The organism is Thermus sp. KWY1, assembly GCF_057547025.1.
This window is the reverse complement of the sequence record NZ_BAAJPG010000017.1, coordinates 159,630-182,391: the sequence shown is the minus strand read 5'-3', so window position 1 is coordinate 182,391 and position 22,762 is coordinate 159,630. Positions and strand designations below refer to the sequence as shown.

23 protein-coding genes and 1 pseudogene are annotated in these 22,762 nt (G+C 65.2%); 6 read left to right on the top strand and 18 right to left on the bottom strand.

The window, feature by feature from the left end; genetic code table 11:
- Positions 1 to 197, top strand: a pseudogene (locus AC27GT_RS05595) (transposase); the annotation flags it as partial.
- 18 nt (positions 198 to 215) lie between these two features.
- Here the strand turns inward: AC27GT_RS05595 and AC27GT_RS05590 are convergent.
- Positions 216 to 1,265 carry an IS481 family transposase gene (locus tag AC27GT_RS05590; RefSeq protein WP_026175045.1) on the bottom strand — a complete coding sequence of 350 codons (1,050 nt, stop codon included), beginning with the start codon at positions 1,263 to 1,265 and terminating at the stop codon, positions 216 to 218.
- Positions 1,266 to 1,418: 153 nt separating this feature from the next.
- Between AC27GT_RS05590 and AC27GT_RS05585 the strand changes: the two genes are divergently transcribed.
- Complete coding sequence (locus AC27GT_RS05585) at positions 1,419 to 2,276, top strand: sulfurtransferase (RefSeq protein ID WP_015717272.1); 858 nt, start codon at positions 1,419 to 1,421, stop codon at positions 2,274 to 2,276.
- A gap of 1 nt (position 2,277) precedes the next feature.
- Here AC27GT_RS05585 and sdaAA read toward each other — a convergent pair whose 3' ends face one another.
- Positions 2,278 to 3,141 (bottom strand): L-serine ammonia-lyase, iron-sulfur-dependent, subunit alpha, encoded by an 864-nt coding sequence (gene sdaAA / locus AC27GT_RS05580; RefSeq protein WP_015717273.1) that lies wholly within the window; start codon positions 3,139 to 3,141, stop codon positions 2,278 to 2,280.
- Between the two features lie 43 nt (positions 3,142 to 3,184).
- On the opposite strand from sdaAA, the gene AC27GT_RS05575 reads away from it, so the two are divergent.
- The gene (locus tag AC27GT_RS05575; protein ID WP_015717274.1) at positions 3,185 to 3,805 is read left to right on the top strand and encodes a response regulator; all 621 of its coding nucleotides are present in this window, start codon (positions 3,185 to 3,187) and stop codon (positions 3,803 to 3,805) included.
- Between the two features lie 39 nt (positions 3,806 to 3,844).
- Here the strand turns inward: AC27GT_RS05575 and rplS are convergent, their stop codons facing one another.
- The 6 genes from rplS to ffh form a co-directional block, all read right to left on the bottom strand.
- The gene (gene rplS / locus AC27GT_RS05570; RefSeq protein ID WP_015717275.1) at positions 3,845 to 4,306 is read right to left on the bottom strand and encodes a 50S ribosomal protein L19; all 462 of its coding nucleotides are present in this window, start codon (positions 4,304 to 4,306) and stop codon (positions 3,845 to 3,847) included.
- Positions 4,307 to 4,360: 54 nt separating this feature from the next.
- Positions 4,361 to 5,080, bottom strand: coding sequence for a tRNA (guanosine(37)-N1)-methyltransferase TrmD (trmD, locus tag AC27GT_RS05565; protein ID WP_015717276.1), 720 nt, complete (start codon positions 5,078 to 5,080; stop codon positions 4,361 to 4,363).
- Complete coding sequence (gene rimM / locus AC27GT_RS05560; protein WP_041438412.1) at positions 5,081 to 5,569, bottom strand: ribosome maturation factor RimM; 489 nt, start codon at positions 5,567 to 5,569, stop codon at positions 5,081 to 5,083.
- 31 nt (positions 5,570 to 5,600) lie between these two features.
- Positions 5,601 to 5,819, bottom strand: a complete 219-nt coding sequence (locus AC27GT_RS05555; RefSeq protein ID WP_015717278.1) for a KH domain-containing protein — start codon at positions 5,817 to 5,819, stop codon at positions 5,601 to 5,603.
- Positions 5,820 to 5,884: 65 nt separating this feature from the next.
- Positions 5,885 to 6,139, bottom strand: a complete 255-nt coding sequence (rpsP, locus tag AC27GT_RS05550) for a 30S ribosomal protein S16 (protein ID WP_015717279.1) — start codon at positions 6,137 to 6,139, stop codon at positions 5,885 to 5,887.
- A 6-nt stretch (positions 6,140 to 6,145) separates the two neighbouring features.
- Positions 6,146 to 7,450 carry a signal recognition particle protein gene (ffh, locus tag AC27GT_RS05545; protein ID WP_015717280.1) on the bottom strand — a complete coding sequence of 435 codons (1,305 nt, stop codon included), beginning with the start codon at positions 7,448 to 7,450 and terminating at the stop codon, positions 6,146 to 6,148.
- A 207-nt stretch (positions 7,451 to 7,657) separates the two neighbouring features.
- Here ffh and mgtE point away from each other — a divergent pair, with 207 nt between their 5' ends.
- Entirely contained in the window at positions 7,658 to 9,007 is a 1,350-nt protein-coding gene (gene mgtE, locus AC27GT_RS05540; RefSeq protein WP_487223670.1) for a magnesium transporter, read from the top strand.
- Positions 9,007 to 9,396, top strand: a complete 390-nt coding sequence (locus tag AC27GT_RS05535) for an inorganic diphosphatase (protein WP_234944414.1) — start codon at positions 9,007 to 9,009, stop codon at positions 9,394 to 9,396. The genes mgtE and AC27GT_RS05535 overlap by 1 nt, the downstream gene beginning before the upstream one ends.
- Here the strand turns inward: AC27GT_RS05535 and queA are convergent.
- The 6 genes from queA to AC27GT_RS05505 all read right to left on the bottom strand — a co-directional run bounded on the left by queA (position 9,386) and on the right by AC27GT_RS05505 (position 15,224).
- Positions 9,386 to 10,420 carry a tRNA preQ1(34) S-adenosylmethionine ribosyltransferase-isomerase QueA gene (gene queA, locus AC27GT_RS05530; RefSeq protein WP_015717283.1) on the bottom strand — a complete coding sequence of 345 codons (1,035 nt, stop codon included), beginning with the start codon at positions 10,418 to 10,420 and terminating at the stop codon, positions 9,386 to 9,388. The genes AC27GT_RS05535 and queA overlap by 11 nt on opposite strands.
- A complete protein-coding gene (locus tag AC27GT_RS05525; RefSeq protein ID WP_015717284.1) occupies positions 10,417 to 10,953 on the bottom strand; it encodes a LabA-like NYN domain-containing protein in 537 nt (178 codons plus the stop codon). Before AC27GT_RS05525 ends, queA begins: the two co-directional genes overlap by 4 nt.
- 11 nt (positions 10,954 to 10,964) lie before the next feature.
- Entirely contained in the window at positions 10,965 to 13,550 is a 2,586-nt protein-coding gene (locus AC27GT_RS05520; RefSeq protein WP_015717285.1) for a phosphoenolpyruvate carboxylase, read from the bottom strand.
- Complete coding sequence (locus AC27GT_RS05515; RefSeq protein WP_015717286.1) at positions 13,547 to 14,305, bottom strand: TIGR00282 family metallophosphoesterase; 759 nt, start codon at positions 14,303 to 14,305, stop codon at positions 13,547 to 13,549. Before AC27GT_RS05515 ends, AC27GT_RS05520 begins: the two co-directional genes overlap by 4 nt.
- A 37-nt stretch (positions 14,306 to 14,342) precedes the next feature.
- Positions 14,343 to 14,846 (bottom strand): DsrE family protein, encoded by a 504-nt coding sequence (locus tag AC27GT_RS05510; RefSeq protein WP_038031477.1) that lies wholly within the window; start codon positions 14,844 to 14,846, stop codon positions 14,343 to 14,345.
- Between the two features lie 147 nt (positions 14,847 to 14,993).
- Positions 14,994 to 15,224, bottom strand: a complete 231-nt coding sequence (locus tag AC27GT_RS05505) for a hypothetical protein (protein WP_267261146.1) — start codon at positions 15,222 to 15,224, stop codon at positions 14,994 to 14,996.
- A gap of 19 nt (positions 15,225 to 15,243) precedes the next feature.
- Between AC27GT_RS05505 and recO the strand changes: the two genes are divergently transcribed.
- Entirely contained in the window at positions 15,244 to 15,939 is a 696-nt protein-coding gene (gene recO, locus AC27GT_RS05500; protein WP_487223669.1) for a DNA repair protein RecO, read from the top strand.
- On the opposite strand, the gene greA is transcribed toward recO, so the two are convergent.
- The 4 genes from greA to metH all read right to left on the bottom strand — a co-directional run bounded on the left by greA (position 15,934) and on the right by metH (position 22,759).
- A complete protein-coding gene (greA, locus tag AC27GT_RS05495; RefSeq protein ID WP_015717289.1) occupies positions 15,934 to 16,404 on the bottom strand; it encodes a transcription elongation factor GreA in 471 nt (156 codons plus the stop codon). The genes recO and greA overlap by 6 nt on opposite strands.
- 55 nt (positions 16,405 to 16,459) lie before the next feature.
- A complete protein-coding gene (locus AC27GT_RS05490; protein ID WP_487223668.1) occupies positions 16,460 to 17,278 on the bottom strand; it encodes an aminotransferase class IV in 819 nt (272 codons plus the stop codon).
- Entirely contained in the window at positions 17,275 to 19,125 is a 1,851-nt protein-coding gene (locus tag AC27GT_RS05485; protein ID WP_487223667.1) for a chorismate-binding protein, read from the bottom strand. The genes AC27GT_RS05490 and AC27GT_RS05485 overlap by 4 nt, the downstream gene beginning before the upstream one ends.
- Before the next feature lie 85 nt (positions 19,126 to 19,210).
- Positions 19,211 to 22,759, bottom strand: coding sequence for a methionine synthase (gene metH / locus AC27GT_RS05480; protein WP_487223666.1), 3,549 nt, complete (start codon positions 22,757 to 22,759; stop codon positions 19,211 to 19,213).
- Positions 22,760 to 22,762: the final 3 nt, after the last annotated feature.

Sequence of the window (22,762 nt, the reverse complement as noted above, 5' to 3'; positions counted from 1 at the left end):
TTTGGGTACGGGACGTTCTCCTCCACGAGGATGCCTGCCAGGTGCGGGGGGTGGGGGCACAGGTCTTGGCGGCCCTCCGGGCCTTTCTGGTCTCCATGCTTCACCGCCAAGGGGTCAGGGAGAAGAAGGCGGCCTTGGAGGCCTTCTCCTTCAACCCCCTCTCCGCCCTGCGCTTCCTGGGGCTCTATGCGGCATAGCGGTCAAGTCTGAATCGGTCAATACATCTGAGACTGGGGGACCGACTCCGCTTGCATTTTAGCCAAGAACTCCAGGGGCGCCAGCCCCCCCAGGGCCATGTGGGGCCTGCGGTGGTTGTAGTACGCCAGATAAGCGTCCAGCTCGGCCTGCAGGCGCACAAGCCCCCTTGGCAAGGGCAGGGTATAAAACTCGTCGCGGAAGGTGCGCTGCATCCGCTCCACGTGCCCGTTGAGCTTCGGGCTCCGTGGGGGCAGCACAAAGAGCCGGATTCCCAGGCTCCGGCAGGCTTCCTCAAACTCGGCCATGAACTCGCTCCCCCCGTCCACCTGGACGGCCCGGATGGGGAAGGGGGCCTTGGTCACGAGGGCGGAGAGGAATCCCGCCGCCAGGTTGGCCGTGGCCCTGGTGTGCACCTGGGCCAGGGAGAAGCGCGTGACCAGGTCCAGGGCCGAGAAGTGCTTGACCACCTCCCCGGGCCCTAGGGTCACGGTGAGGGTGTCCAACTGCACCAGGTCCCCGGGCGCCCTGGCCTCGTATCCCCGGGGCTTCCTCTGGGCGTAGGGCCTCTGGGGTCTTGGCCTCCCCTTGCCCCGCCTCGCCCGGGCCAGGAAGGCGGCCACCCTTTCCACCCGCCCCCTGGCTTCCAGATGGGCGAGGATGCGGCCCACGGTGCGCTCGCTGACCTCAAAACCTCCCTTCCTCAAGCTCCACCAGATGGGCCAGCGGCCCCAGGTGGGGTTTTGTCTCCGCAAGTCCTCGGTGGCGATGAGGAGTTCGGAGGTCCAGTGCACCTTCCGCCGTAGGCGTTTGGGGCGTTTGGGTTTCGGAAGAAGGCCTTTAAGTCCTTCGTCCTTGAGCCTGCTCCGCCAGCGGTGATAGGTGGCCCGGCTGATCCCCACCAGGGCCTGGATCTCGGGCCAGCTCACCCCGTGCTTCCTGAACGCCTCCACCTGCTTGAGCTTGCGCAGCCGTTCCTGGACCAGGGGGTCGCCGGCCCCCGCCATCTCCAGCTCCTGGGCCTTCCTCGCTCCTCGCCAGATCGCTTTGCCAACCGTGGTAAGCTGCACTCGGGGGGCCTCCTTCCGGAGTCGGTCCCCCTCTTTTTATCCCAGCCCAGAGTCTCACATGTGTTTGTCCGGGTTCAGGATCGGGATGGGAATGTGCATAGACCCCCTTTACTCTCACTCGCTCAAGGGTATCTTGTGGGCGGGAGGTGAGGTATGGGCTACGCGCATCCCGAGGTTCTGGTGAGCACGGACTGGGTCCAGGAGCACTTGGAGGATCCCAAGGTGAGGATCCTCGAGGTGGACGAGGACATCCTGCTCTACGAAACCGGCCACATTCCCGGGGCACAGAAGGTGGACTGGCAACGGGATTTCTGGGATCCGGTGGTGCGGGACTTTGTGGACGAGGAAGGGTTTGCCAACCTCATGGAAAGGCTTGGGATCTCCAACGACACCACCGTGGTCCTTTACGGGGACAAGAACAACTGGTGGGCCGCCTATGCTTTCTGGTTCTTCAAATATAACGGCCACCAGGACGTGCGCCTCATGAACGGGGGGCGGCAAAAGTGGGTGGAGGAAGGCCGTCCCCTTTCCACCGAGGTTCCAACCTACCCCAAGGGGAGCTACCGGGTACCCTACCGGGACGAGTCCATCCGCGCCTACCGGGATGAGGTCCTCAAGCACATCCTCAAGGTTAAGGAGGGCAGGGGTGCCCTGGTGGACGTGCGGAGCCCTGAGGAGTACCGGGGGGAGCTCACCCACATGCCCAACTACCCTCAGGAGGGCGCCCTGCGGGCTGGCCACATCCCCGGGGCCAAAAACATCCCCTGGGCCAAGGCGGTGAACCCCGATGGCACCTTCAAAACGGCAGAAGAACTTCAGGCTCTTTACCAGTCCTTGGGCATCACCCCGGATAAGGACGTGGTGGTCTACTGCCGCATCGCCGAGCGCTCCAGCCACTCCTGGTTTGTCCTCAAGTACCTCCTCGGCTACCCCCACGTGAAGAACTACGACGGCTCCTGGACGGAGTGGGGCAACCTGGTGGGGGTTCCGGTAGCCAAAGGGGAGGAATAGCTCAATCCTCGGAAGCCTCCCCCAGGGCCTGGGCGGCCAGCCGACGCCCCGTGGGGGTGTCCGCCAACCCCCCCAGGCCTGTTTCCTTGAGCTCCAAGGGCAGGAGGCGGCCGATGCCCGCCATGGCCAGGATCACCTCGTCGGGGGGGATCACGCTCCTTATCCCCGCTAAGGCCATGGAGGCGGCGCTCACCGCATGCACCGCATAAAAACCATTGCGCATCACGCAGGGGACCTCCACAAACCCCCCCACGGGATCGCAAACCAGGCCCAGGGTGTTCTGCAGGGCCAAGGCCGCCGCATGGGCAGAGGCCTCCGCACTCCCCCCGAGAAGCTCGGTAACGGCGGCCGCCGCCATGGCCGCCGAGGAACCGATTTCCGCCTGGCACCCCCCGCTGGCCCCGGCGATGTAGATCTGGCGGTTGATGATCTTGGCCACGCCGGCGGCCAGGACCATGGGCATGAGGAGGTCCTCATCGGGGATGCCCAGGTGATCCGCCACTCCCAGCAAGGCCCCAGGAAGCGTTCCGGCGCTGCCCGCAGTGGGCGCGGCTACGATCCGGCCCATGCGGGCATTTTCCTCGTTGACCGCCATGGCGTAGGCCTGGACCCGCTTTAAAAGCGGATCCCGCAAGGGATCCGGGGCTTCCCACAAGGTCTTGGCATTCTTCCCCACCATTCCCGCCACGCTGGGGGCATCCGAGGCGAGACCCCTCCGGATGGAATCCCGCATGATGCCAAGGCGCTCCCGAAGCTTATCCAGGATGGTCTCGGGAGCCAGCCCGGTTTCCTCCACCTCCTCGCGGAGCAGGGCCTCCGACGCCCGGCCGGGAAGGGCGGCAAGGTCGTTCAGGGTCAAGGGCATAGCCTAAGTATAGGCTTTGGCCTCGTTTTCACACCGCAGGCCTATGCTAAAGGCCAGGATGGGCAACCCTGGATCCCGCCTCCGCGTGCTGATCGCCGACGACCACCCCCTCTTCCGCCTGGGGCTTAGGGCGGGCCTCGAGGGGGAAGGGCTCGTGGTGGTGGCCGAGGCCCAGGATGGAAAGGAGGCCTTGGAAAAGACCCTGGCCCTGAACCCGGAGGCAGTCCTCCTGGACCTGAGGATGCCCGTATTGGATGGGCTAGAGTGCACCCGTATGCTCCGGAAGAAGGGGTATTCCGGTCTCGTCGCCCTCCTCACCACCTACCAGGAGCCCGCCCTGGTGCGGGAAGCGTTTTTGGCCGGGGCTGACGCCTACTTTTCCAAGGAGCTCTCCGCTCCCGAGCTCAAAAGGCGCCTTCTCCGCGTGGCCCAGGGGGAGGAAAAACTGAAGCCCCCCGACCTGCCCAGCCTCACCTCGAGGGAGGAGGAAGTCCTCCGCCTCCTGGCCCAAGGGCTTTCCGTGAAGGAGATGGCCAAGGCCCTGGGCCTTTCCCCGGACACGGTGAAGGACCACCTGGAAAGCCTCTACGGCAAGCTTCTGGCCCGAAACCGGGTGGAAGCCCTGGAAAAGGCAAGGTCCCTGGGATTCCTGGCGAAGAAATAAGGAAGGGCGGGCAAACCCACCCTTCCCATAGCCCCCGGTTTACTCGGCGGAGGGTTCCCCTTCGGAAGCCGCCTCTGTAGCGCCCTGGGCAGCTTCCGCCTCCTCCTTGGCCACCCGGGCCCTTTCCTGGTCCTGGCCGATGCGCTTGCGGTCGGCGCGGAGCTTGCGGCGGATCTCCCTTTCGGAAAGCTCGCGGATGAAGTAGAGCTTGGCCCGCCGGGCCCGGCCCCGCTGGACGATCTCGATCTTCTCGATGAGGGGGGAGTTCAGGGGGAAGATGCGCTCCACCCCCACGCCGTAGCTCACCTTGCGCACGGTGAAGCTGGTGTTGTACCCGTTCCGCTTGATCTTGATGACGATGCCCTCAAAGTTCTGCACCCGGGTGCGGTTGCCTTCCTTTACCCGGTAGGCCACCCGCACGGTGTCGCCGGGCCGGAACTCCGGGAGATCGGTGCGGGTATACTTGGCCTCCACTACCTTAAGCAGCGCTCCTCGGTTCATGTTCTCCTCCCTCCCAGAGGAACCCCGAGGGGTTCATGGGCAACAGACCTAAGTCTAGCCCTCGCGGTCCATTTCCGCAAGCCAGGCCACCTCGAGGGGCCCAAGCCTGGCCTCCCGCACCAGCTCCGGCCTCACGGCAAGGGTCTTCCTCAAGGCTTCCTGCCTGCGCCACCGGTCCACCTCCGGGTGGTTCCCCGAAAGGAGAACCTCCGGCACCCGAAGCCCGCGGAACTCCGGGGGGCGGGTGTAGTGGGGGTGGTCCAGGAGCCCGCGGACAAAGGAATCCTTCCGGTGACTTTCCGGATCCCCGATCACCCCCGGAATAAGCCGGGCGGTGGCCTCCAGCACCGCCAAGGTCGCCACCTCCCCCCCCATGAGCACGTAATCCCCGATGGAAAGGGAGCGGGTCACAAAGGCCTCCACCCGGGCGTCAAACCCCTCGTAGCGCCCGGAAAGAAGGACCAGGTGATCCCTTTGGGCCAGCTCCTCCGCCACCCGTTGGGTGAAGGGTTCCCCCGCCGGGGAAAGGAGGATCACCTCATCCGCAGGCAAAACGGCCTCCAAGGCCGCCACCGCCACATCCGGGCGGATCACCATCCCCGCCCCGCCGCCATAGGGAGTGTCGTCCACGGTGCGGTGCCGCCCCAGGCCATAGGCCCTGAGGTCCACCACCTCCACCTGGATGAGACCCCGCTCCTGGGCCTTCTTCAGGAGGGATTCCGAAAGCCAGGGGCGTATGAGACCGGGGAAAAGGGTGAGGATAGTGTAGCGCATTCAGTCAAAGAGGCCGGGGATGGGCTCCACGTGGATGCCCTCCTCCTCCACCCGCACGTAGGGCGCCTGCAGGGGTACCAGGCGTTCCGTCTGGTCGCGAAGCCTTTCCCCCACGCCCCTGATCACCAGGACATCCTGGGCTCCTGCGTCCAGGATGTCCACCACCTCCCCCATCTTCAAGCCCCCCACGTAAACGGGTAGGCCAATCAGGGCAAAGTAGTAGTACCGGCCCTCCTCGAGGGGGGGAAGTTCCTCCACCTCGGCATACACCCGGAGGCCCACCAAGGGCTCGGCCAGCTCCCGGCTGGAAACCCCCGCCAGGTGAACCACCAGGTCATCCCCCACCTGGTAGAGATCCTCCACCGCCCGCCAGCCATGCCCTTCCACGTAGACCCGCTCCAGGTGAGCCACCACCGGCTCACCCCGGAACTTCAGACCCCCGCGCAGGGCATAGGGGGCACCGAACCGACCGATTTCCACCAGGCGCATCCCTAATCCATTATGCCAAAGCCCCACGGGCCTAGCGCACCTCCACCCCCACCTTGCGCTTGGCGTAGGCCCTTACCAAGGTGCGGATGGACTCAATGACCCGACCCTGCTTGCCGATGAGCCGACCCTTATCCTCCGGGGCCACCTCCACCACGTAAAGGGGACCTTCCCGGGTACGCCTTTCCTGCACCCGGACCCGCTCCGGCTGGTCCACCACGCTCTTGGCCAAATATTCCACCAAGTCCTTCATGGCCCCATGTTAAGGCAAAGGCGCCGGGTGGGTACACCCACCGGCGCCCTCAGGGGCCCTAACCCCTAGCCTTCCTTCCGGAAAACCCCCGCCTGCCGGAGAAGCCTCCGGGCGGTGTCCGTGGGCTGGGCCCCCACGGAAAGCCAGTACTTGGCCCGCTCCACGTCCACCTTCAGCCACTCGGGAGTGGTCTTGCGGGGATCGTAGTACCCGATCTTTTCGATGTAGGCGCCGTCGCGCTTTCTGCGGCTATCGGTGACCACGATGCGGTAGTGAGGGTTGTGCTTGGAGCCGAAACGAGAAAGTCGGATCTTTACCATTCTTTCCTACCTCCTGAACATTCCCATGAGTCCCCGGCCCTTGTTCTTCTCCAGGGACTTCATTAGGGCCTTGGTTTCCTCGAAGGCCTTGATGAAGCGGTTGATCTCCTGCACGCTGGTGCCGCTTCCCCTGGCGATGCGCTTGCGCCGGGAGGCGTTTAGGATGCGGGGGTCCTTTCGCTCCTCGGGGGTCATGGAAAGAACGATGGCCTCCAGGCGCTTGATGGCCTTATCGTCCACCTGGACCCCAGCGGGCAAGGCCTTACCCACCCCGGGAAGCATGGCGAGGATCTCCGAGAAGGAGCCCAGGCGCTTCAAGTTCTGCATCTGCTTGAGGAAGTCCTCCAGGGTGAGCTCCTTGGCGGACTTGGGGGTTTCGGCCTCGAGGCCCGCAGCCCGAACCTTCTCCGCCAGGGTGGCCACATCCCCCATGCCCAGGATGCGGCTCGCCAGCCGGTCGGGGTAGAAGAGTTCCAGGCCCTCGGGGCGCTCGGAAACCCCGGCGAAGTAGATGGGCTTCCCCGTCACGTGCCGGGCAGAGAGGGCCGCCCCACCCCGGGCATCCCCATCCAGCTTGGTGAGGATGAGCCCCGTGACCCCCACCCGCTCGTCGAAGGCCTTGGCCACCGAAAGGGCCTCCTGGCCCGTCATGGCATCCAGGACCAGGAGCACCTCGTCAGGGTTCATGGCCTCCTTGAGGCGGGCAAGCTCCGCCATCAAAGGCTCGTCGATCTGCAGGCGCCCGGCGGTGTCCACCAGGATGAGGTCGCGAACCTCCTGCCTGGCCCTCTCCTCCACCCGGCGGCGGATGGACTCGGGGCTCTCCCCATCCTGCACCTCCAGGACCGGGACCCCGATCTTTTCCCCCAGGATGCGAAGCTGCTCCCGGGCTGCCGGGCGCTGGGTGTCGGCCGCCACCAGCAGGGGCCTCCTTCCCTTCCCCTTGTAGAAAAGAGCCAGCTTGGCCGCGGTGGTGGTTTTGCCGGAGCCCTGGAGGCCCACCAGGAACCACAGGTTCTGGTTCTTCAGGGTGGGGAAGCGGGGTTCCCCGCCCAAGGCCTCCTTCAGGGCCTCGTAGACCGTGGCCAGCACCACTTCGGCCGGGGTAAGACTTTCCAGGACCTTCTGGCCCAGGGCCTTCTCCCGGACGCTTTCCACAAAGGCCCTCGCCACCTCCAGGTTCACGTCAGCGTCCATCAGGGCCCGACGGATCTCCCTCAGGGTGGCCTTCAGGTCCTCCTCGGTGATACGGCCCCGTCCCCTTAAGCGGTCTATGGCCTCCTGCAGTCTTCCCGCCAGCTTCGCAAACATGAGCCTCCCGGCCGCCAGGCCGGGCTTTAGAATAGGCCAGACCCCTTGAGCGTGTCAACCTCAATTTTTCCCACATTTCTAGTGGGCACGGTTGACGGCCCCGACCGGGAACCCTAGGCTAAGGAAGGTATGCTAGGGGCTTTGCCCTCGAGTCCTAGGCCCTGAAGGCCGCCCAGCAGGCGGCCTTCGGGTGAAAGGAGGCCGCCTGTGGAGACGACCCTTTCCCCTCTGCGCCAAGCCCTGCAAGAAGGCGACACCCTGAAGCTACAGAGGCTCCTGGAGGAAACCCATCCCCAGGACCTTTTGGCCGTGTGGGATGACCTCGAGGGGGAGCACCGCTACGTGGTCCTCACCCTCCTTCCCAAGGACCGGGCCGCGGAGGTCTTCGCCAACCTCCCTGCGGAGGAGCAGGCGGAGTACTTGAAGACCCTTCCCCCCTGGCGGGTGCGGGAGCTCTTGGAGGAGCTCTCCCTGGACGACCTAGCCGACGCCCTCCAGGCGGTGGAGGAGGAAAACCCCGACCTGGCCCGCCGCCTTAAGGAGGCCCTGGACCCCGAGACCCGGGCCGAGGTGGAGGAGCTCACCCAGTACGAGGAGGACGAGGCGGGCGGCCTCATGACCCCCGAGTACGTGGCGGTGCGGGAGGGCATGACCGTGGAGGAGGTCATCCGCTTCCTGCGCCGGGCCGCCCCCGATGCGGAAACCATTTACTACATTTACGTGGTGGACGAGGCGGGCCGCCTCAAGGGGGTCCTGTCCTTAAGAGACCTCATCGTGGCCGACCCGAAGACCAAGGTGGCGGAGATCATGAACCCCAAGGTGGTCTTCGCCCGCACGGACACCGACCAGGAAGAGGTAGCCCGCCTCATGGCCGACTACGACTTCACCGTCTTGCCCGTGGTGGACGAGGACGGGGTGCTGGTGGGCATCGTCACGGTGGACGACGTGCTGGATGTTTTAGAAGAGGAAGCCACCGAGGACATCCACCGCATGGCGGCGGTGGACGTGCCGGACTTGGTATACAGCCAAGCCTCCCCCATCGCCCTCTGGATGGCCCGGGTGCGCTGGCTGGTGATCCTCATCCTCACGGGCATGGTGACCAGTTCCATCCTCCAGGGGTTTGAAAACCTCCTGGAGGCCGCCACCGCCTTGGCCTTCTATGTGCCTGTACTCCTGGGCACGGGGGGCAATACCGGCAACCAGTCCGCCACCCTCATCATCCGGGCCCTGGCCACCCGGGACCTGGACCTCAGGGACTGGCGCCGGGTAATGGCCAAGGAAACCCTGGTGGGTAGCCTTCTCGGCCTCACCCTGGCCACTTTGCTCCTGGGCAAGGTTTTTCTGGACGGGCACGCCGCCTTGGCCCCGGCGGTGGGTTTGGCCCTTTTCCTCCTGGTGCTCTTCGCCAACCTGGTGGGGGCCATGCTCCCCGTGGTGTTAAGGCGCCTTGGCGTGGACCCGGCCTTGGTTTCCAACCCCCTGGTGGCCACCCTTTCCGATATCTCGGGCCTCCTCATCTACCTCTCGGTGGCCCGGCTCCTCTTGGATCTGGGATGATGCGGCTTCGCATGGTGGTGGAGTGGAGCAAAGGGAGCCCCTTCCGCTATGCCTGGAAGGAAGGGCACCTGGCCCTGGTGGCCGTGGACCAGCCGGCGCCGGTGAACTATGGCCTCATCCCTGGCCTCATCAACCCCGCCGACGGGGAAGAGGTGGATGCGGTTTTCCTGGGACCTCCCCTTTCCCCGGGAACCGAGGTGGAGGGGGAAGTGGTGGGCATGGTGTGGCTGGCGGATGGGGACCACAAGATCCTCCTCGAGGCCCAGGGGCAAGGGCCAAGCCAAAGGGAAGCCCAAGAACTCCTCGCCTGGTTCCACCGAAGTCGCAAACCCCTTGTCCTTGGCCCACAGGAGGCCAGGGACTGGCTGAAGGCGTTGCTCAGAGGATAAGCATAGCGTCCCCCAAAGAGTAAAACCGGTACCGCTCCGCCACCGCAAGCCGGTACGCCTCCATGGTCTTTTCGTAGCCCAGGAAGGCGGCCACCAGCATGAGCAGGGTGGAACGGGGCAGGTGGAAGTTGGTGAAAAGAGCGTCTATGACCTGGAAGGCATAGGGCGGGCGGATGAAAAGCCGGGTCTCCCCCATCCCCGGCACCACCCCTATCCCCTCCCGGAAGGCGCTCTCCAGGGCCCGGACCACGGTGGTGCCCACCGCCACCACCCTCCGGCCCTCCTTCTTGGCCCGGTTGATGGCTTCTGCGGTTTCCTCAGGGATTTCGTAGGGCTCAGGGTGCATCTCGTGCTTCTCGGGATCCCCCTTCACCGGGCGGAAGGTGCCGGGGCCCACGTGCAGGGTCAGGAAGCGGAGCTCCACCCCCATGCCCCTCAGGCGGGCCAGAAGCTCCGGGGTGAAGTGGAGCCCAGCAGTGGGGGCGGCCACGGAGCCCGGGCGCCTGGCGTACACGGTCTGGTAGCGTTCCGGAGGGATTTTGGCCTTGATGTAGGGGGGCAGGGGCACCTCCCCCACCTCCTCCAGGTGGGCCATCAGATCCCCCTGGAAGCGGAGAAGCCGCACCCCATCCTCCTCCACCCCCACCACCTCCGCCTCGAGGTCCGGAACCACGCGGAGGTCCCGGGGAGATAGAAAGCGGAGCCTGGTGCCGGGCTTGGCCTTGCGGCCAGGCCCCACCAGGGCTTCCCAAAGCCCCGGAGCCCGCTCCCGCACCAAGAGCACCTCCACCCTTCCCCCCATGGGCCTTTGGGCCAAGAGCCGGGCGGGGATCACCTTGCTCTCGTTAAACACCAGTACATCCCCGGGGTGAAGGTATTCGGGAAGGTCCCTGACCTGGCGGTGCTCGGCACGAAAAGGCCCTTTCCGATGGACCACCAGCATCCGGGCCCTATCCCGGGGTTCCACCCCCTCCTGGGCGATGAGTTCTTGGGGCAGGAAGTAGTCGTAGGCCTCGAGGCTCATCGCTCGGTGTTCTTGGGCTCCATGAAGGCATTGGGGATATCGGGAAGGTGCACGAAGCGGTCCACGGCATCGATGAGCTTCTGGGCGGTGGTCTCCCGGAAGGCGATCACCTCCACCCGGATGCCCCGTTCCATGAGGACCTCGAGGATCTCCACAAAGTCCCCATCCCCGCTTCCCAGGACCACCACGTCCAGGTGAGGCATAAGCCTCACCATGTCCGCGGCGATGCCCATGTCCCAGTTCCCCTCGTAGATGGGCTTGCCGCCCTCACCCAGCTCCTTCACCGTGAGGTACATGCGCCGCACCCGGTAGCCGATGGTGGAAAGCTTGTAGATGAAGGGCCAGGCGGAGGTGTCCCCTTCCTTTTCCACCACGTAGGCGGTGGCCCGCACCAGACGCCTCCCCCCCACGGCAAAGCGCAGGAGGCTTTCAAAGTTCACGTTGCGCTCGTAGTAGTCCCGAGCGGAGTGGTAAAGGTTCTGGGTGTCCACGAAAACGCCCACCCGCTGGTCAGGATGCTGGCCAAGCTCCATCGGCCTCCATCTTAACCCGCATTTCTAAGGCCCGCCGCCACCCCCAGGATGGAGAGGAGAAGGGCCTTCTTCAAGGCTTCATCCTCCCGGCCCCCAGGAGCGCGGTAGCGGCGGAGAAGCTCCACCTGCACGAAGTTGATGGGGTCCACGTAGGGGTTGCGCAAGGCGATCTGCCTTTCCAAGGTCCTCTGGTTGTGAAGGAGGGGGGCCTGGAAGATGCTTTCCAGAAGCGTCACCGTCTTTTGGTACTCCTGGGCAAGGCCGTGGAAGAGGGAGTGTAGCTTTTCCGGAACCAGGCGCAGGTAAAGCTCCGCCACCCCCAGGTCCGCCTTGGCCAAGGCCATGGCGGCATTCTCCAAGGTGGTGGCGAAGAAGGGCCACTCCCGGTACATCCGCCTGAGAAGATCCAGGGGCAAGGCCTCCAGGGCCGTAAGCCCGTACCAGCCAGGCAAAAGCAAGCGCACCTGGGTCCAGGCCATCACCCAGGGAATGGCCCTGAGGTCGCGGATCTCCCGCACCCGGCCGTGGCGGTACACAGGGCGGCTAGCGATGGGGAGTTCCCCGATCTCCCGGATGGGGGTGAAGGCCTCGAAAAAGGGGAAGAAACCCTCCTGGGCCAAAAGGGCCCGGTAGCGGCGCATGCTTTCCTCCCCCGCCTGCCACAAAGCCTCCCGCCACTCAGGTCTGGGCTCCACCCCCTCGCCCAAGGCCGCCTGGGCGAAGTGAAAGAGAAGTTGCTCCAGGTGGCGCACGGCCAGCTCAGGATGGCTGTAGCGGTCCGCCAGAGCCTCCCCCTGCTCCGTGAGGCGGATGCGGTGCCCCACGCTCCTGGGAGGCAGGCTGGCGATGGCCCGGCCCGCAGGCCCCCCGCCCCGGGCGGTGGAGGTACCCCGGCCGTGGAAGAAGAAAACCGGCAGGCCGAAGCTCTGCCCCACCTTGGCCAAGGCCTCCTGGGCCTCGTAAAGGGCCAGGTTGGCGGCCAGGAAGCCAGCATCCTTATTGGAGTCGGAGTAGCCGATCATGATCTCCACCCCGCCCCGGCCCCGGGCGTGGGCCAGGAAGACGGGGTTTTGCAGAAGGCGGGTGAGCACCTCCGGGGCCCGGTGCAGGTCCTCGAGGGTCTCAAAGAGGGGCACCACATCCAGGGGCAAAGGGGCTCCCGGCCGGTAAAGCCCCACCTCCCGGGCGAGAAGGAACACGGCAAGGAGATCCCCGGGGTGGTGGGTCATGGACACCACGTGGGCCCCCTTGTCCCGCCAGGCCCGAAAGGCCCCTAGCGCCACCCGCAGGGCCTCCCCCTGGGGCTCATGGCCCACGGGCAGGAGGGGACGGGCGCTTCTCAGCTCCTCGGTGAGGAGGGCCTCCTGGGCCTCGGGGGGCAAGGAAAGGAAATCGGGGTGGCCCCCCCCAACCCTGAGGAGTTCCGCCGCTGCCTCCAGGAGTTTCCCGGACTCCTCCCTCAGGTCCAAGGGTGCAAGCTCCAGGCCGAAGGCGAAAAGGCGGGCCTCGAGGGGACGGAGGAAGGAGGCCGCCACCTGTTCCAGGCCCACGGAGGCCAGGCCCTCCTCCGCCACCCTCAGGGCCCGCAAAAGCTCCTCCGTGCTCGCCTCACCCTTCTCCAGGCGGGTATAAAGCCTGGCGAAGAACCGCCGGTAGGGCTCCCCGGGGAAGCGCTCCGTTCCCTCCCCTCCCTCCCGCACCCCCCTGGGCACGGGAACTTTAGTTTCGGAAAGGGAAAGGTCCCGCACCAGGTTTTCCAGTTCCAGCAAAAATCGCTCCCGGGCCACCTGGCGGGCATACCGGGCGGCAAAGGCGGTCACCTCAGGGGTGACGAAGGGGTTGCCATCCCGGTCCCCTCCGATCCAGCTCCTGAAGCGCACCGGGCTCTTCAGGCGGGGCCGCCTGCCATAGACCTTCTCCAGGGCGGCCTCGAGGCCCTCCACCACCCGGGGTACCGCCTGCCAGAGGGTGGTAGGCAGGTAGTAAAGCCCGCCCTTAATCTCGTCCTCCACCGTGGGCCTGGCCTTGCGCACCTCCTCGGTGGCATAGAGCAGGGCCACCCTAGCCGCCAAGCGGGAACGGTCTTGGGCCTCCAGCTCCTCCTGTAACTTTTCCAGATGGTGCCTTAGGGTTCGCCTGCGGGTCTCTGTAGGATGGGCAGTAAAGGTGAGCCATAGCTCCAGGCGGTTCAGGTGGGCCTCCACCTCCTCCAGGGAAAGCCCCCTTTCCTTCAAGGCCCTGGCCAGGGCCAAGAAGCCCTCGGGCCTCGGGCTCTCCGGGGTTTCCGCCTGGGCCCTAAGGCGGTTCACCCGTACCCGGTGCCTCTCCTCCGCCAGGTTCACCAGGTGGAAGTAATGGGTAAAGGCCCGCACCAGGGCCTCGGCCTCCTCGAGGGAAAGCCCCTCCACCCGCTTCAAAAGGGTGGCCCTCGCTCCTTCGTCCCCCTGTCGTCGGGCCTTGGATAGGAGGCGCACCTCCTCCACCAAGGCGAAAAAACGCTCCCCCGAAACCGCCCGGATGGCCTCGCCCAGAAGGCGGCCTAAAAGGTCCACCTCCGCCCGCAAAAGGTCAAAGGTATCCTCCTTCGCAGGCTTCACGGCTCCTCCCACACGTAAGGGCCTATGGAAACCCCTTTGCCGCCCTCCACAACCAGCTCGGTGGCGTGGAAGCGCGCCCTTCCCTGGGCAGCCCGAAAAGGCTGGGGCCTGCCCGTAAGGAAGCGGGCCAGGAAGGTCTCCACCTCCCCGCCGATGATGGATGCATACGTGCCGGTCATGCCCACGTCGGTCTGGTACAGGGTGCCCTTCGGCAGGCGCATGGCATCCAGGGTGGGCACATGGGTGTGGGTGCCCAGCACGGCCGTGACCCGCCCATCCAGGTAGTGGGCCAGGGCCATCTTCTCGCTGGTGGCCTCGGCATGCACCTCCACCAGAATGTAATCCGCCTTCTCCTGGGCTAAAAGGGCATCCAGGGTGCGGAAGGGATCGTCCAGGGGATCCATGAAGATCCGGCCCATCACCTGCACGAAGAGAAGGCTCTCCCCACCTGCGCTAAGCCGCCACCACCCCCGCCCTGGGGTGCCAGGAGGGTAGTTGAGGGCCCGCACCACGGGCTCCCGTTCCAAGAGCTCGTAGACCTCCTTGTGATCCCAAGCGTGGTTTCCCAGGGACACCAGGTCCACCCCCGCCTCGCGTAGGAGGCGGTAGGAACGCCGGTCCAGACCCTTACCCCGGGCGGCGTTCTCCCCGTTGGCTATGACCAGGTCGTACTGGTCCCGGATGTCCGGCAGGTGGAGGCTCACCGCCCTCAGGCCGGGCTCGGCCATCACGTCGCCGATGAAGAGAACCCGCATGGGGGCATTATACGCACCCATGCAGGTCCTTTCAGGTTCAGCCTACCTTGATGTACGCGTACCCCTTGGCCTGAAGTTCTCCCAAAGCCCCCACCCCGGAAGGCACCCACTTGAGGAACTCATCCGGACGAAGTTTGTCCTTGGGAATGTTGTTCCGGCTAAAGGTGATCTCGCAGAGGTAGTACTCCACTCCAAGCTGGGCAAGTTGCTTCACCCGGCTGAACAGGGCCTCCCGGTCGTACTGGGCCGAGGCCCAGGGGGTACCCTCAAGATCCTTGAGGAAAAACTGCACCCCGGCTCCATGGGCCACCACCACGATCTTGATCTTGAAGGGGTCGTTGTCGTACACGGACAGGTGGTTGCTGATATTGGTCAACATCTGTCCAAAGCGGTTGGGATCCCCGAAGTCCAGGTGGTAAACCACAGCCACAGGGGTTTCCTTCTTGAAGTCCTTGTAGGCCACCCGCTCGTTGGCCCGGGCCCCCAGCAGGGAACCCGCCCCCAGAAAAGCTCCTAACCTCAGCAGAAACCTGCGGTCCATGCTCCCTCCCTTCTATTGGGGGAAAGCCTACACCCCCCACATCTCCTCCGTCAAGGGTATAAAACACCCTAAGGATAAGCCCAGCCCCTTAAACGGAGGCTGGGCGCTTATTCCAGGTTATCCCCAGGCTTTCCTCGAGCCGCTACCCTATGCGGTGCGCTTCTGCAATAGATAAACCACCCCGTAGCCGATGGCCGCCAGGATCAGCAAGGGGATGGCGAACCGCAAAAGCTCCCAGATGAGGCCGGAAAGGGCCAGAAGCACCCGGCCCAAGAAGGTGAAGACCCATCCCCCCACCCAGAGGGCCAAAAGCACCCCCACCACCACCAAGAGGCCCAAAACCACCCATTCCAGGATGTCGCGCAGGCTCCGTTCCATACTCTCAGCATACACTGGAATGGTGGAGCGGTACCGCCTGGAGGAAGGCATTGTGGTGGGCCGGAAGACCCTGCTTCAAGGGGACCTCCTTCTACGGTTCCTTACTCCCAAAGGAAGCCTCGAGGCCGTGGCCCGCAAGGGGGTGCGCCCTTCGGGGCGCTCGGGCAGGCTCTCCCTGTTCCACCATGTGCGCTTCCAGCTTTACACCAAGGGGGAGGGCCTTCCCACCCTTACCCAGGCGGAGCTCCTCGGGAGGCTACACGGCCTGGAGGAACCCCAGCGCTTCCTTCTGGCCTCTTTTCTGGCGGAGCTCTCCTACCGCCTGGCCTCCCCGGAGGCCGCCCCCAGGATCTACCCGGTCTTCATCTCCGGCCTGAGGGGCATCGCCAAGCACCCCAGGCCCCTTCTGCCCCTGGTATGGGCGGGATGGCGGGTGGTGAAGGCGGGGGGCTTAAGCCCAAACCTTCTGGGGCCTGGCCTCTACCTGAAGGCAGGCCGCCTGGTTCACGGGTCCGGCCCGTACGGGGAGGAGGGCATCTACCTGGGGGAAAAGGGCGTGGAGGCCCTCAGGGCCATCCTCCATCTCCCGGGTAGCGAGGCCCTTCCCTACCTGGAAGACGCTCCCCTGGAAAGGCTATTCCTCGCCTTGAAACACCATGCGGAAGAGGCCCTAGGCCCCCTCAAGGCCACACCTGGGCTCACCGCCGAACTATAGGGGCTTGATCTCCAGGATGGTGTAGACCTGGGCTCCCTTCTTGCCCCTTATCTCCACCACGTCCCCCACCTTCTTACCCAAAAGGGCCTGGCCCAGGGGGGACTCGTCCGAGATCTTGCCGCTGAAGATATCCGCCTCGTGGCTACCCACGATGGCCAAGGAAAGCCTTTCCCCGGATTCGGTTTCCAGCTCCACCTGGCAGCCCAGGGCCACCTGGTCGTAGGAGCCATTCCCCTCCACCACCACCGCCCGGGCCAAGAGGTCTTCCAGCTGGGCGATGCGGGCCTCGTTCTGCCACATGGCCCGGCGCGCCTCGTCGTAACCGGCGTTCTCCCTTAAATCCCCTTCCTCCAGGGCCTGTTCAAAGTCGGCGGAAATCTCCTGCCGCTTGGTGGTCTTCAGGTGATGCAGCTCCTCCTGAAGGCGCCTAAAGCCTTCTGGGGTGAGGTAAACCGGCTTCTTCATTCCTTCCCTCCGTGTAAAAAGGGCACCAGCCCATGGCCATGGGCTGGAGGTACCGCTATTCAGTATAGCAGGCGGGAAGGAAACGCTCCACCAGGGGAAGGAGCTCCTTGGGGGCCGGCCCCACGGGCAAAAGCCCCACCCCGCTTCCCGCCAGGAGCAACACCCCCTTCGCTCCCTCCCGCTCCCCTCCCCGGCGGCGCACGGCCTGGTGGGGGGGAAGAGGAGGGGGCGCAGCCAGGGGAAGCTCCCAGGGGTAAAGCCGGGCCCGCTCCACCCGAAGGCCCAGCTCCCGGGCTGCTTGGGCCACCATTTCCCGGGTGATGCCCTCGAGGCCCCCCTCCAGCAGGAAGAGCGCTCCCTCCCGGTAAAGAAGGGGGCTGGTGCGGCTTCCATCCACCACGTACCCCTCGCTGTCCTGCAAAAGCCCTTCAAAGGCTCCCTGTCCTTCCGCTTCCTTCTGGGCCAGGCGGTAGGGCAGGTAGTTTCCGGTCTTGAAGCGGCCAAGGTCCGGATGCACCCGGTAAGGGGTGAGGAGAACCCGAACCCCCTCCTCGTAAGCGGTCAAGGGAGGTGGCGAGTAGGGACGGGCCTCGGAAAGCCACACCCCCTCCCCCACGGTGAAGCGGAGGCGGAAACAGGGAAGGTGGGCGAACTCCTTGGCCAGGGCCTCGAGGTCCTTTAAAAACACTTCATTCCCTGGGTAGGGAAGCCCCAAGGCCAAAGCATGCCGGCGCAGGCGAAAAAGATGCTCTTCCAGCCAAAGGGGTCGGCCCCTTTCCACCCGCAAGGTGGTGAAGACGCTCATCCCGTGGTACAAAAAGCCCTCGGGCAAGGGTTCGCGGAAGGGCTCCCCCTTCAGGAGCACCTGCCTCATGCTTCCTCCAAGAACCGGGCCAGAAGCTCCATCCCCCATGGGGAAAGGATACTCTCCGGATGGAACTGCACGCCGTAGGCCCGCCTGCCATCCCAGATGGCCATGGGCACCCCATCCCCCGTCCAGGCCAGGAGGCGCACCCCTCTGGGAAGGTTCCGTATGGCCAAGGAGTGGTAGCGGGCAAAGGGAAGGGGGTTGGGCAGGCCCCGAAAGAGGCCTTCTCCCCGGTGGTGGATGGCATGGGCCTCCCCGTGCACGGGGGCTTCCCGGTAGAGTTCAGCCCCCAAGGCCACCCCCAGGGCCTGGTGGCCCAGGCAAACCCCGAGGAAGGGAACGCCCTCCTCCAGGGCCCTTCGGGTCCACTCCAAGACCCTTCCCGCCGTAAAGGGGTCCTTGGGCCCTGGCCCCACCACCAGGTGGCTGAATCCCCGGAGGTTCGGAGGCTCCTCCTGGTCTACCACGGCCACCTCCGCCCCCAGGGCCCGCAGGTAGTCCACCAGGTTGTAGCTGAAGGAATCGCGGTTTTCCAGGAAAAGCACCCGGGCCCTCACCCTCCTTGGAGGAGGGGGCGGGACCCAGGAAGCCATGGACTTGGGAGGCAAGGGCTTGACCCCAGGCCGGCCCCGGTTCAGGGCCAGAAGGAGGCTTTCCGCCTTGTAGAGGGTTTCCTGGTACTCCGCTTCCGCTTCCGAGGCGATGACGATGCCCGCCCCCGCAGAGAAATACACCTCCTCCCCCACCCTCTGGAAGGAGCGGATGAGGATGTTGAAATCCACCCCTCGGCCCGACACGTACCCCAGGCTTCCCGTGTAAGCCCCCCTTGGTACAGGCTCCAGCTCCCGAATGGCCTCCATCACCGTTCCCTTGGGAGCCCCGGTGACGGTGCCTCCCGGGAATAGGCTGGCAAAGACCTGACCCAGGGAGGCCCGGGTGTAGCCTTCCACCTGGGAAACCAAGTGCATCACGTGGGCGTAGCGCTCCACGGTGAAAAGCTCCTGCACCCTCACCGTGCCCGGCAGGGCCACCCTGGCCAGGTCGTTGCGGAGAAGATCCACCAGCATGGCGTGCTCGGCCCGCTCCTTGGGGGAGGCAAGGAGGTCCTTTTCCAAAGCCAGGTCCTCCGCCTCCGTCCGCCCCCGAGGCCGGGTTCCCGCAATGGGCCGGGCCAGGACCCGGCTACCCACCTTCTTAAAAAGCCTCTCCGGGCTACCCGAGACCACCGCCCAACCCTCCCCCTCCACAAGCCCCATAAAGGGGGAAGGGTTCAAGGAGCGGAGACGGGCGTAGAGGAGGAGGGGATCCACACTCCCGAGGAGCCGGAAACGATGGGAGAGGTTCACCTGGTAGACCACCCCGGCCCGGATCCTCTCCTGGACTGAAAAAACCCCCTCTAGGAAAGCCTCCCTAGGGAAGTCGGACGCCAAAGGGTGGTGGGGCAAGGGAGGGGGGTTGTAGGGAAGGGGCCTCAAGGGGAAGGAAGGGGTTTCCAGAAGCCGCCCCTCGAGGAGGGCGAATCCCTCGGGGTAGTAGAAAAAAGCGGCCTCGGGAAGGCCAGGAAGGGGCTTGTGGGTGGAGAGGCCCAGGTGCCGGGCAAACTCGTAGGCGAAAAACCCTATCCAGGCAGGAAAATACCCTCTCCCTAGGCCTTTCTCCAGGTAGGCGAAGATGTCCAGGGCCTCTCCCACCCGCCTCCCATCCAGGTAAAGCCAGCCCTCCCACACCTCGAGGCGGTGCGCTGGCCTTAAGCCCAAAAGGGAAAGCCGGGAAAAGGGCGCCCTTATCCCCAAGGACTCCAGCAGGGCTGGCCGTAGGCCCAGGCTCCTGGCGGCGTGGTAAAGGCCCAGCACGGGGCCAAGTATACCGGGCTTGGGGGGATGGCCAGATTCCGCTTCCCCAGGGAGGCCTACCTCAAGGCCGGGAGCAGGCTCTCCTTTAATCCACGTTGAAATACCGCGCCTCCGGGTGGTGGACCACGATGGCGCTGGTGGCGTGTTCGGGATCCAGCTGGAAGTTCTCCGTGAGGCGCACCCCAACCCTGCTGAAGTCCATGAGCCGGTCCAGCTTGGCCTGGTCCGCCAGGTCCGGGCAGGCGGGATAACCAAAGGAGTAGCGGGCTCCCTGGTAGCCCTGCTGGAAGAGCTTGCGGATCTCCGTGGCATCCTTCCCGGCGATGCCCCACATCTGGCGCATCCTTTTGTGCCAGTACTCCGCCAGGGCCTCGGTCATCTCCACGCTGAAGCCATGCACGAAAAGGTAATCCTGGTAGGCCCCAGCCTCAAAAAGCGCCTTGGCCTTCCTGGAAGGCTCCTCCCCCATGGTTACGAGCTGCACCCCCAGGACATCCCTGGCCCCCGCTTCATAAGCGGGAAGCCACCTTTCTTCATCTCCCAAAGGAGGAGCGAAGCGGGGACGGAAGTAGTCCACCAGGCTGAGGCCCCCGCCCTTCTGCCGGGGGAAGGCAAAGCGTTCCAAAACCTCCCCGGTCTTGGGGGAGAACACCAAAAGCTCCCCCCCTTCCCGGGCCACGGGAAAGAAGCCGTAGAGGACCTTGGGCCTGAGCCACCCTTCCTCTATGGCCTCCCTAAGAAGCTTCCGGAAGACCGGCTCAGCTTCCCGCTCCACCAAAGCCTGCCACTCTTCCCGGGTGAGGCCCCTGCGGCTATACCCCCACTGGCCGCGGAAAAGGGCCAGCTTGTTCACATAGTGGGCGATGGTGGCCAGGTCCAGGTTCTCCTCCACCCGCACCCCGAAGAAGGGGGGGCGGGGAACGGAAGGAGCCTCCCCCACAGGCTTAGCCTTGGGTACCGCCTTGGGAGCCTCCACCCTGGGCTTTTGGGCCTCCTTCCTCACCGAGGTGGCCTCCCCGCTGGTGAGGGCTTCCATGAGCCTAAGGCCTTCGAAGGCATCCTCCGCGTAGTAGACGTTGGGGTAGATGGCCTTAAGCTCCTCCACATAGGAGCGGGTGAGGGCCGCCCCCCCCAGGATCACCGGCAGGGTATACCCCCTATCCCGCATGTACTCCAGGTTCTCCTTCATGACCACGGTGCTCTTAACCAGGAGGCCGGACATGCCCACCGCATGGGGCTTGTGCTCCTCCACCGCCTTCAGGATCTCCTCGATGGGCACCTTGATGCCCAGGTTGATCACCTGGTAGCCGTTGTTGGTGAGGATGATATCCACCAGGTTCTTGCCGATATCGTGCACATCCCCCTTCACCGTGGCCAAGACCATCTTGCCCCGGCCCTCACCCCGCCGTTCCATGTGGGGTTCGAGGTGGGCCACCGCCCGCTTCATCACCTCGGCAGCCTGGAGGACAAAGGGAAGCTGCATCTTTCCTGCCCCGAAAAGCTCCCCCACCTCCTTCATGCCCGAAAGAAGAGGGCCGTTGATGAGGTCCAGGGGTTTATGGCCTTCCCGCAAGGCCTCGTCCAGATCCGCCTCGAGGCCCCCTTTCCTTCCCTCCACCACCCGGCGCTTCAGCCTCTCCAGAACGGGCAGGGCCTGGAAGGCATCCTCCTTGAGGGCCGGGTCCTCCCGGTGGGTTTCAAAGTAGCCCATGAAGGCCAAGAGGGGGTCGAACCCCTCCCGCCTCCGGTCATAGATCAGGTCCAGGGCCAGGGCATAGGCCTCCTCGGGAATCTGGCTTATGGGAAGGATCTTGCCCGCATCCACAATGGCGGCGGTGAGACCCTTTTTGCGGGCTTCGTCCAGGAAGACCGAGTTGAGAACCCGCCTGGCCCGGGGCTTCAGGCCAAAGGACACGTTGGACACCCCCAGGACGAACCCCACCCCGGGAAGCCTCTCCCGTAGCTCCTCCATGGCCAAAAGGGTTTCCCTGGCCAAAGGGCGGCTTTCCTCGTCCCCTTGGGTGATGGGGAAGGTGAGGAGGTCGAAAAGGAGGTCCTCCGGGCGGAAACCGTGGTGCTCGGTGAGGCGCTCGTACATGCGCAAGGCCACCCGCACCTTCTCCTCCTGGGTTTTGGCCATGCCCTTTTCGTCGATGGTGAGGACCACCAAGGCCGCCCCGTGGGCCTTGGCCAGGGAGGCCACCCGGTCAAACTTCTCCAGGCCGTCTTCCAGGTTAGCGGAGTTCAAAAGGGCCCGGCCCGGAAGGTGTTTAAGGGCAAACTCCATGGCCAAAGGGGAGGTGGAGTCCACCATGAAGGGCACGGTGACCGCGGTGGCCAAGTGAGGAAGGAGCCAGGCGAGATCCTGAAGCTCATCCCTTCCCGTCCAGGCCACGGAAAGGTCCAGGGCGTGGGCCCCCTCCTCCACTTGCTCCCGGGCCAGGGCCAGGATGCCCTCGAGGTCCCGGGCAAAGAGCATCTCGCGAAACCGTTTGCTCCCCGTGGCGTTCAAGCGCTCCCCCACCAGGAAAACGCTTGCCTCCTGGCGCAGGGGAACCGCCTGGTAGAGGGAGGCCACCTGAGGGGGGAAGGCTTCCTTCCGCTTGGGAGCAGGTTTTCCCTTCACCACCTCCGCCACCTTGCGGATGTGCTCCGGCCCCGTGCCGCAACACCCCCCCACGGCGTTCACTCCGTACTCGGTCACGAACTTGAGGTGCCACTTGGCCAGCTCCTCCGGGGTGAGGTCGTAGACCACCTTCCCCCCCTCGTTCCGGGGCAGGCCGGCGTTGGGCAGGCAGCTCACGAAGCGGGTGGCGTTCTCGGCGAAGTAGCGGATCTTGGCGTCCATGAGATCGGGGCCCGTGGCGCAGTTCATGCCCACCACGTCGATGGGCAGGCTCTCCAACGCCGCCAGGGCCGCCTGCTCGTCCGTGCCCACCAGCATGGTGCCCGTGGCCTCCATGGTCACCTGGACCTGCAAGGGCACTTCCCTGCCCACCTCGGCCATGGCCTCCCGGGCTGCCAGGACCGCACAGCGCACCTGCAGGATGTCCTGGGCGGTTTCCAGAAGGATCAGGTCCACCCCGCCCCGAAGAAGCCCCCGCACCGCCTCCTTATAGGCGGTAAAAAGCTCATCCCAGGAGATCTGTCCCAGGGAGATGAGCTTGGTGCCCGGCCCCAAGGCCCCTGCCACGAAGGCCCCGTAGGGCTCGGCCACCTCCTTGGCGATCCTGGCCCCCAGGTAGGCCAGCTCCTCCGCCTTCTCGCCCAAACCGTACTCGGCCAGCACATGGCGCAGAGCACCGAAGGTGTTGGTCTCGATCACCTCCGCCCCGGCCTCGAGGTACGCCCGGTGGATCTCCTGGATCACCTCGGGGCGGGTTAGGTTCAGCACCTCGGGGCAACCGTAGTAGGCCTCTCCCCCGTAGTCCTCCGGGGTGAGGTGGCGCTTTTGCAGCTCGGTACCCATGGCCCCGTCAAAGACCAGGGGTCTCTGCAAGAGGGCCTTGAGGTAAGGGAACTTCTCCGCCCGGGCCTCCTTGTTGTAACCCAGCCGCACCAAGGGGGCATCCCCAAACCCCGCCCCTCCGAGGTGGTGGCGGCAACCAGGGCTACAGGTGTGGACCTCCACCATATC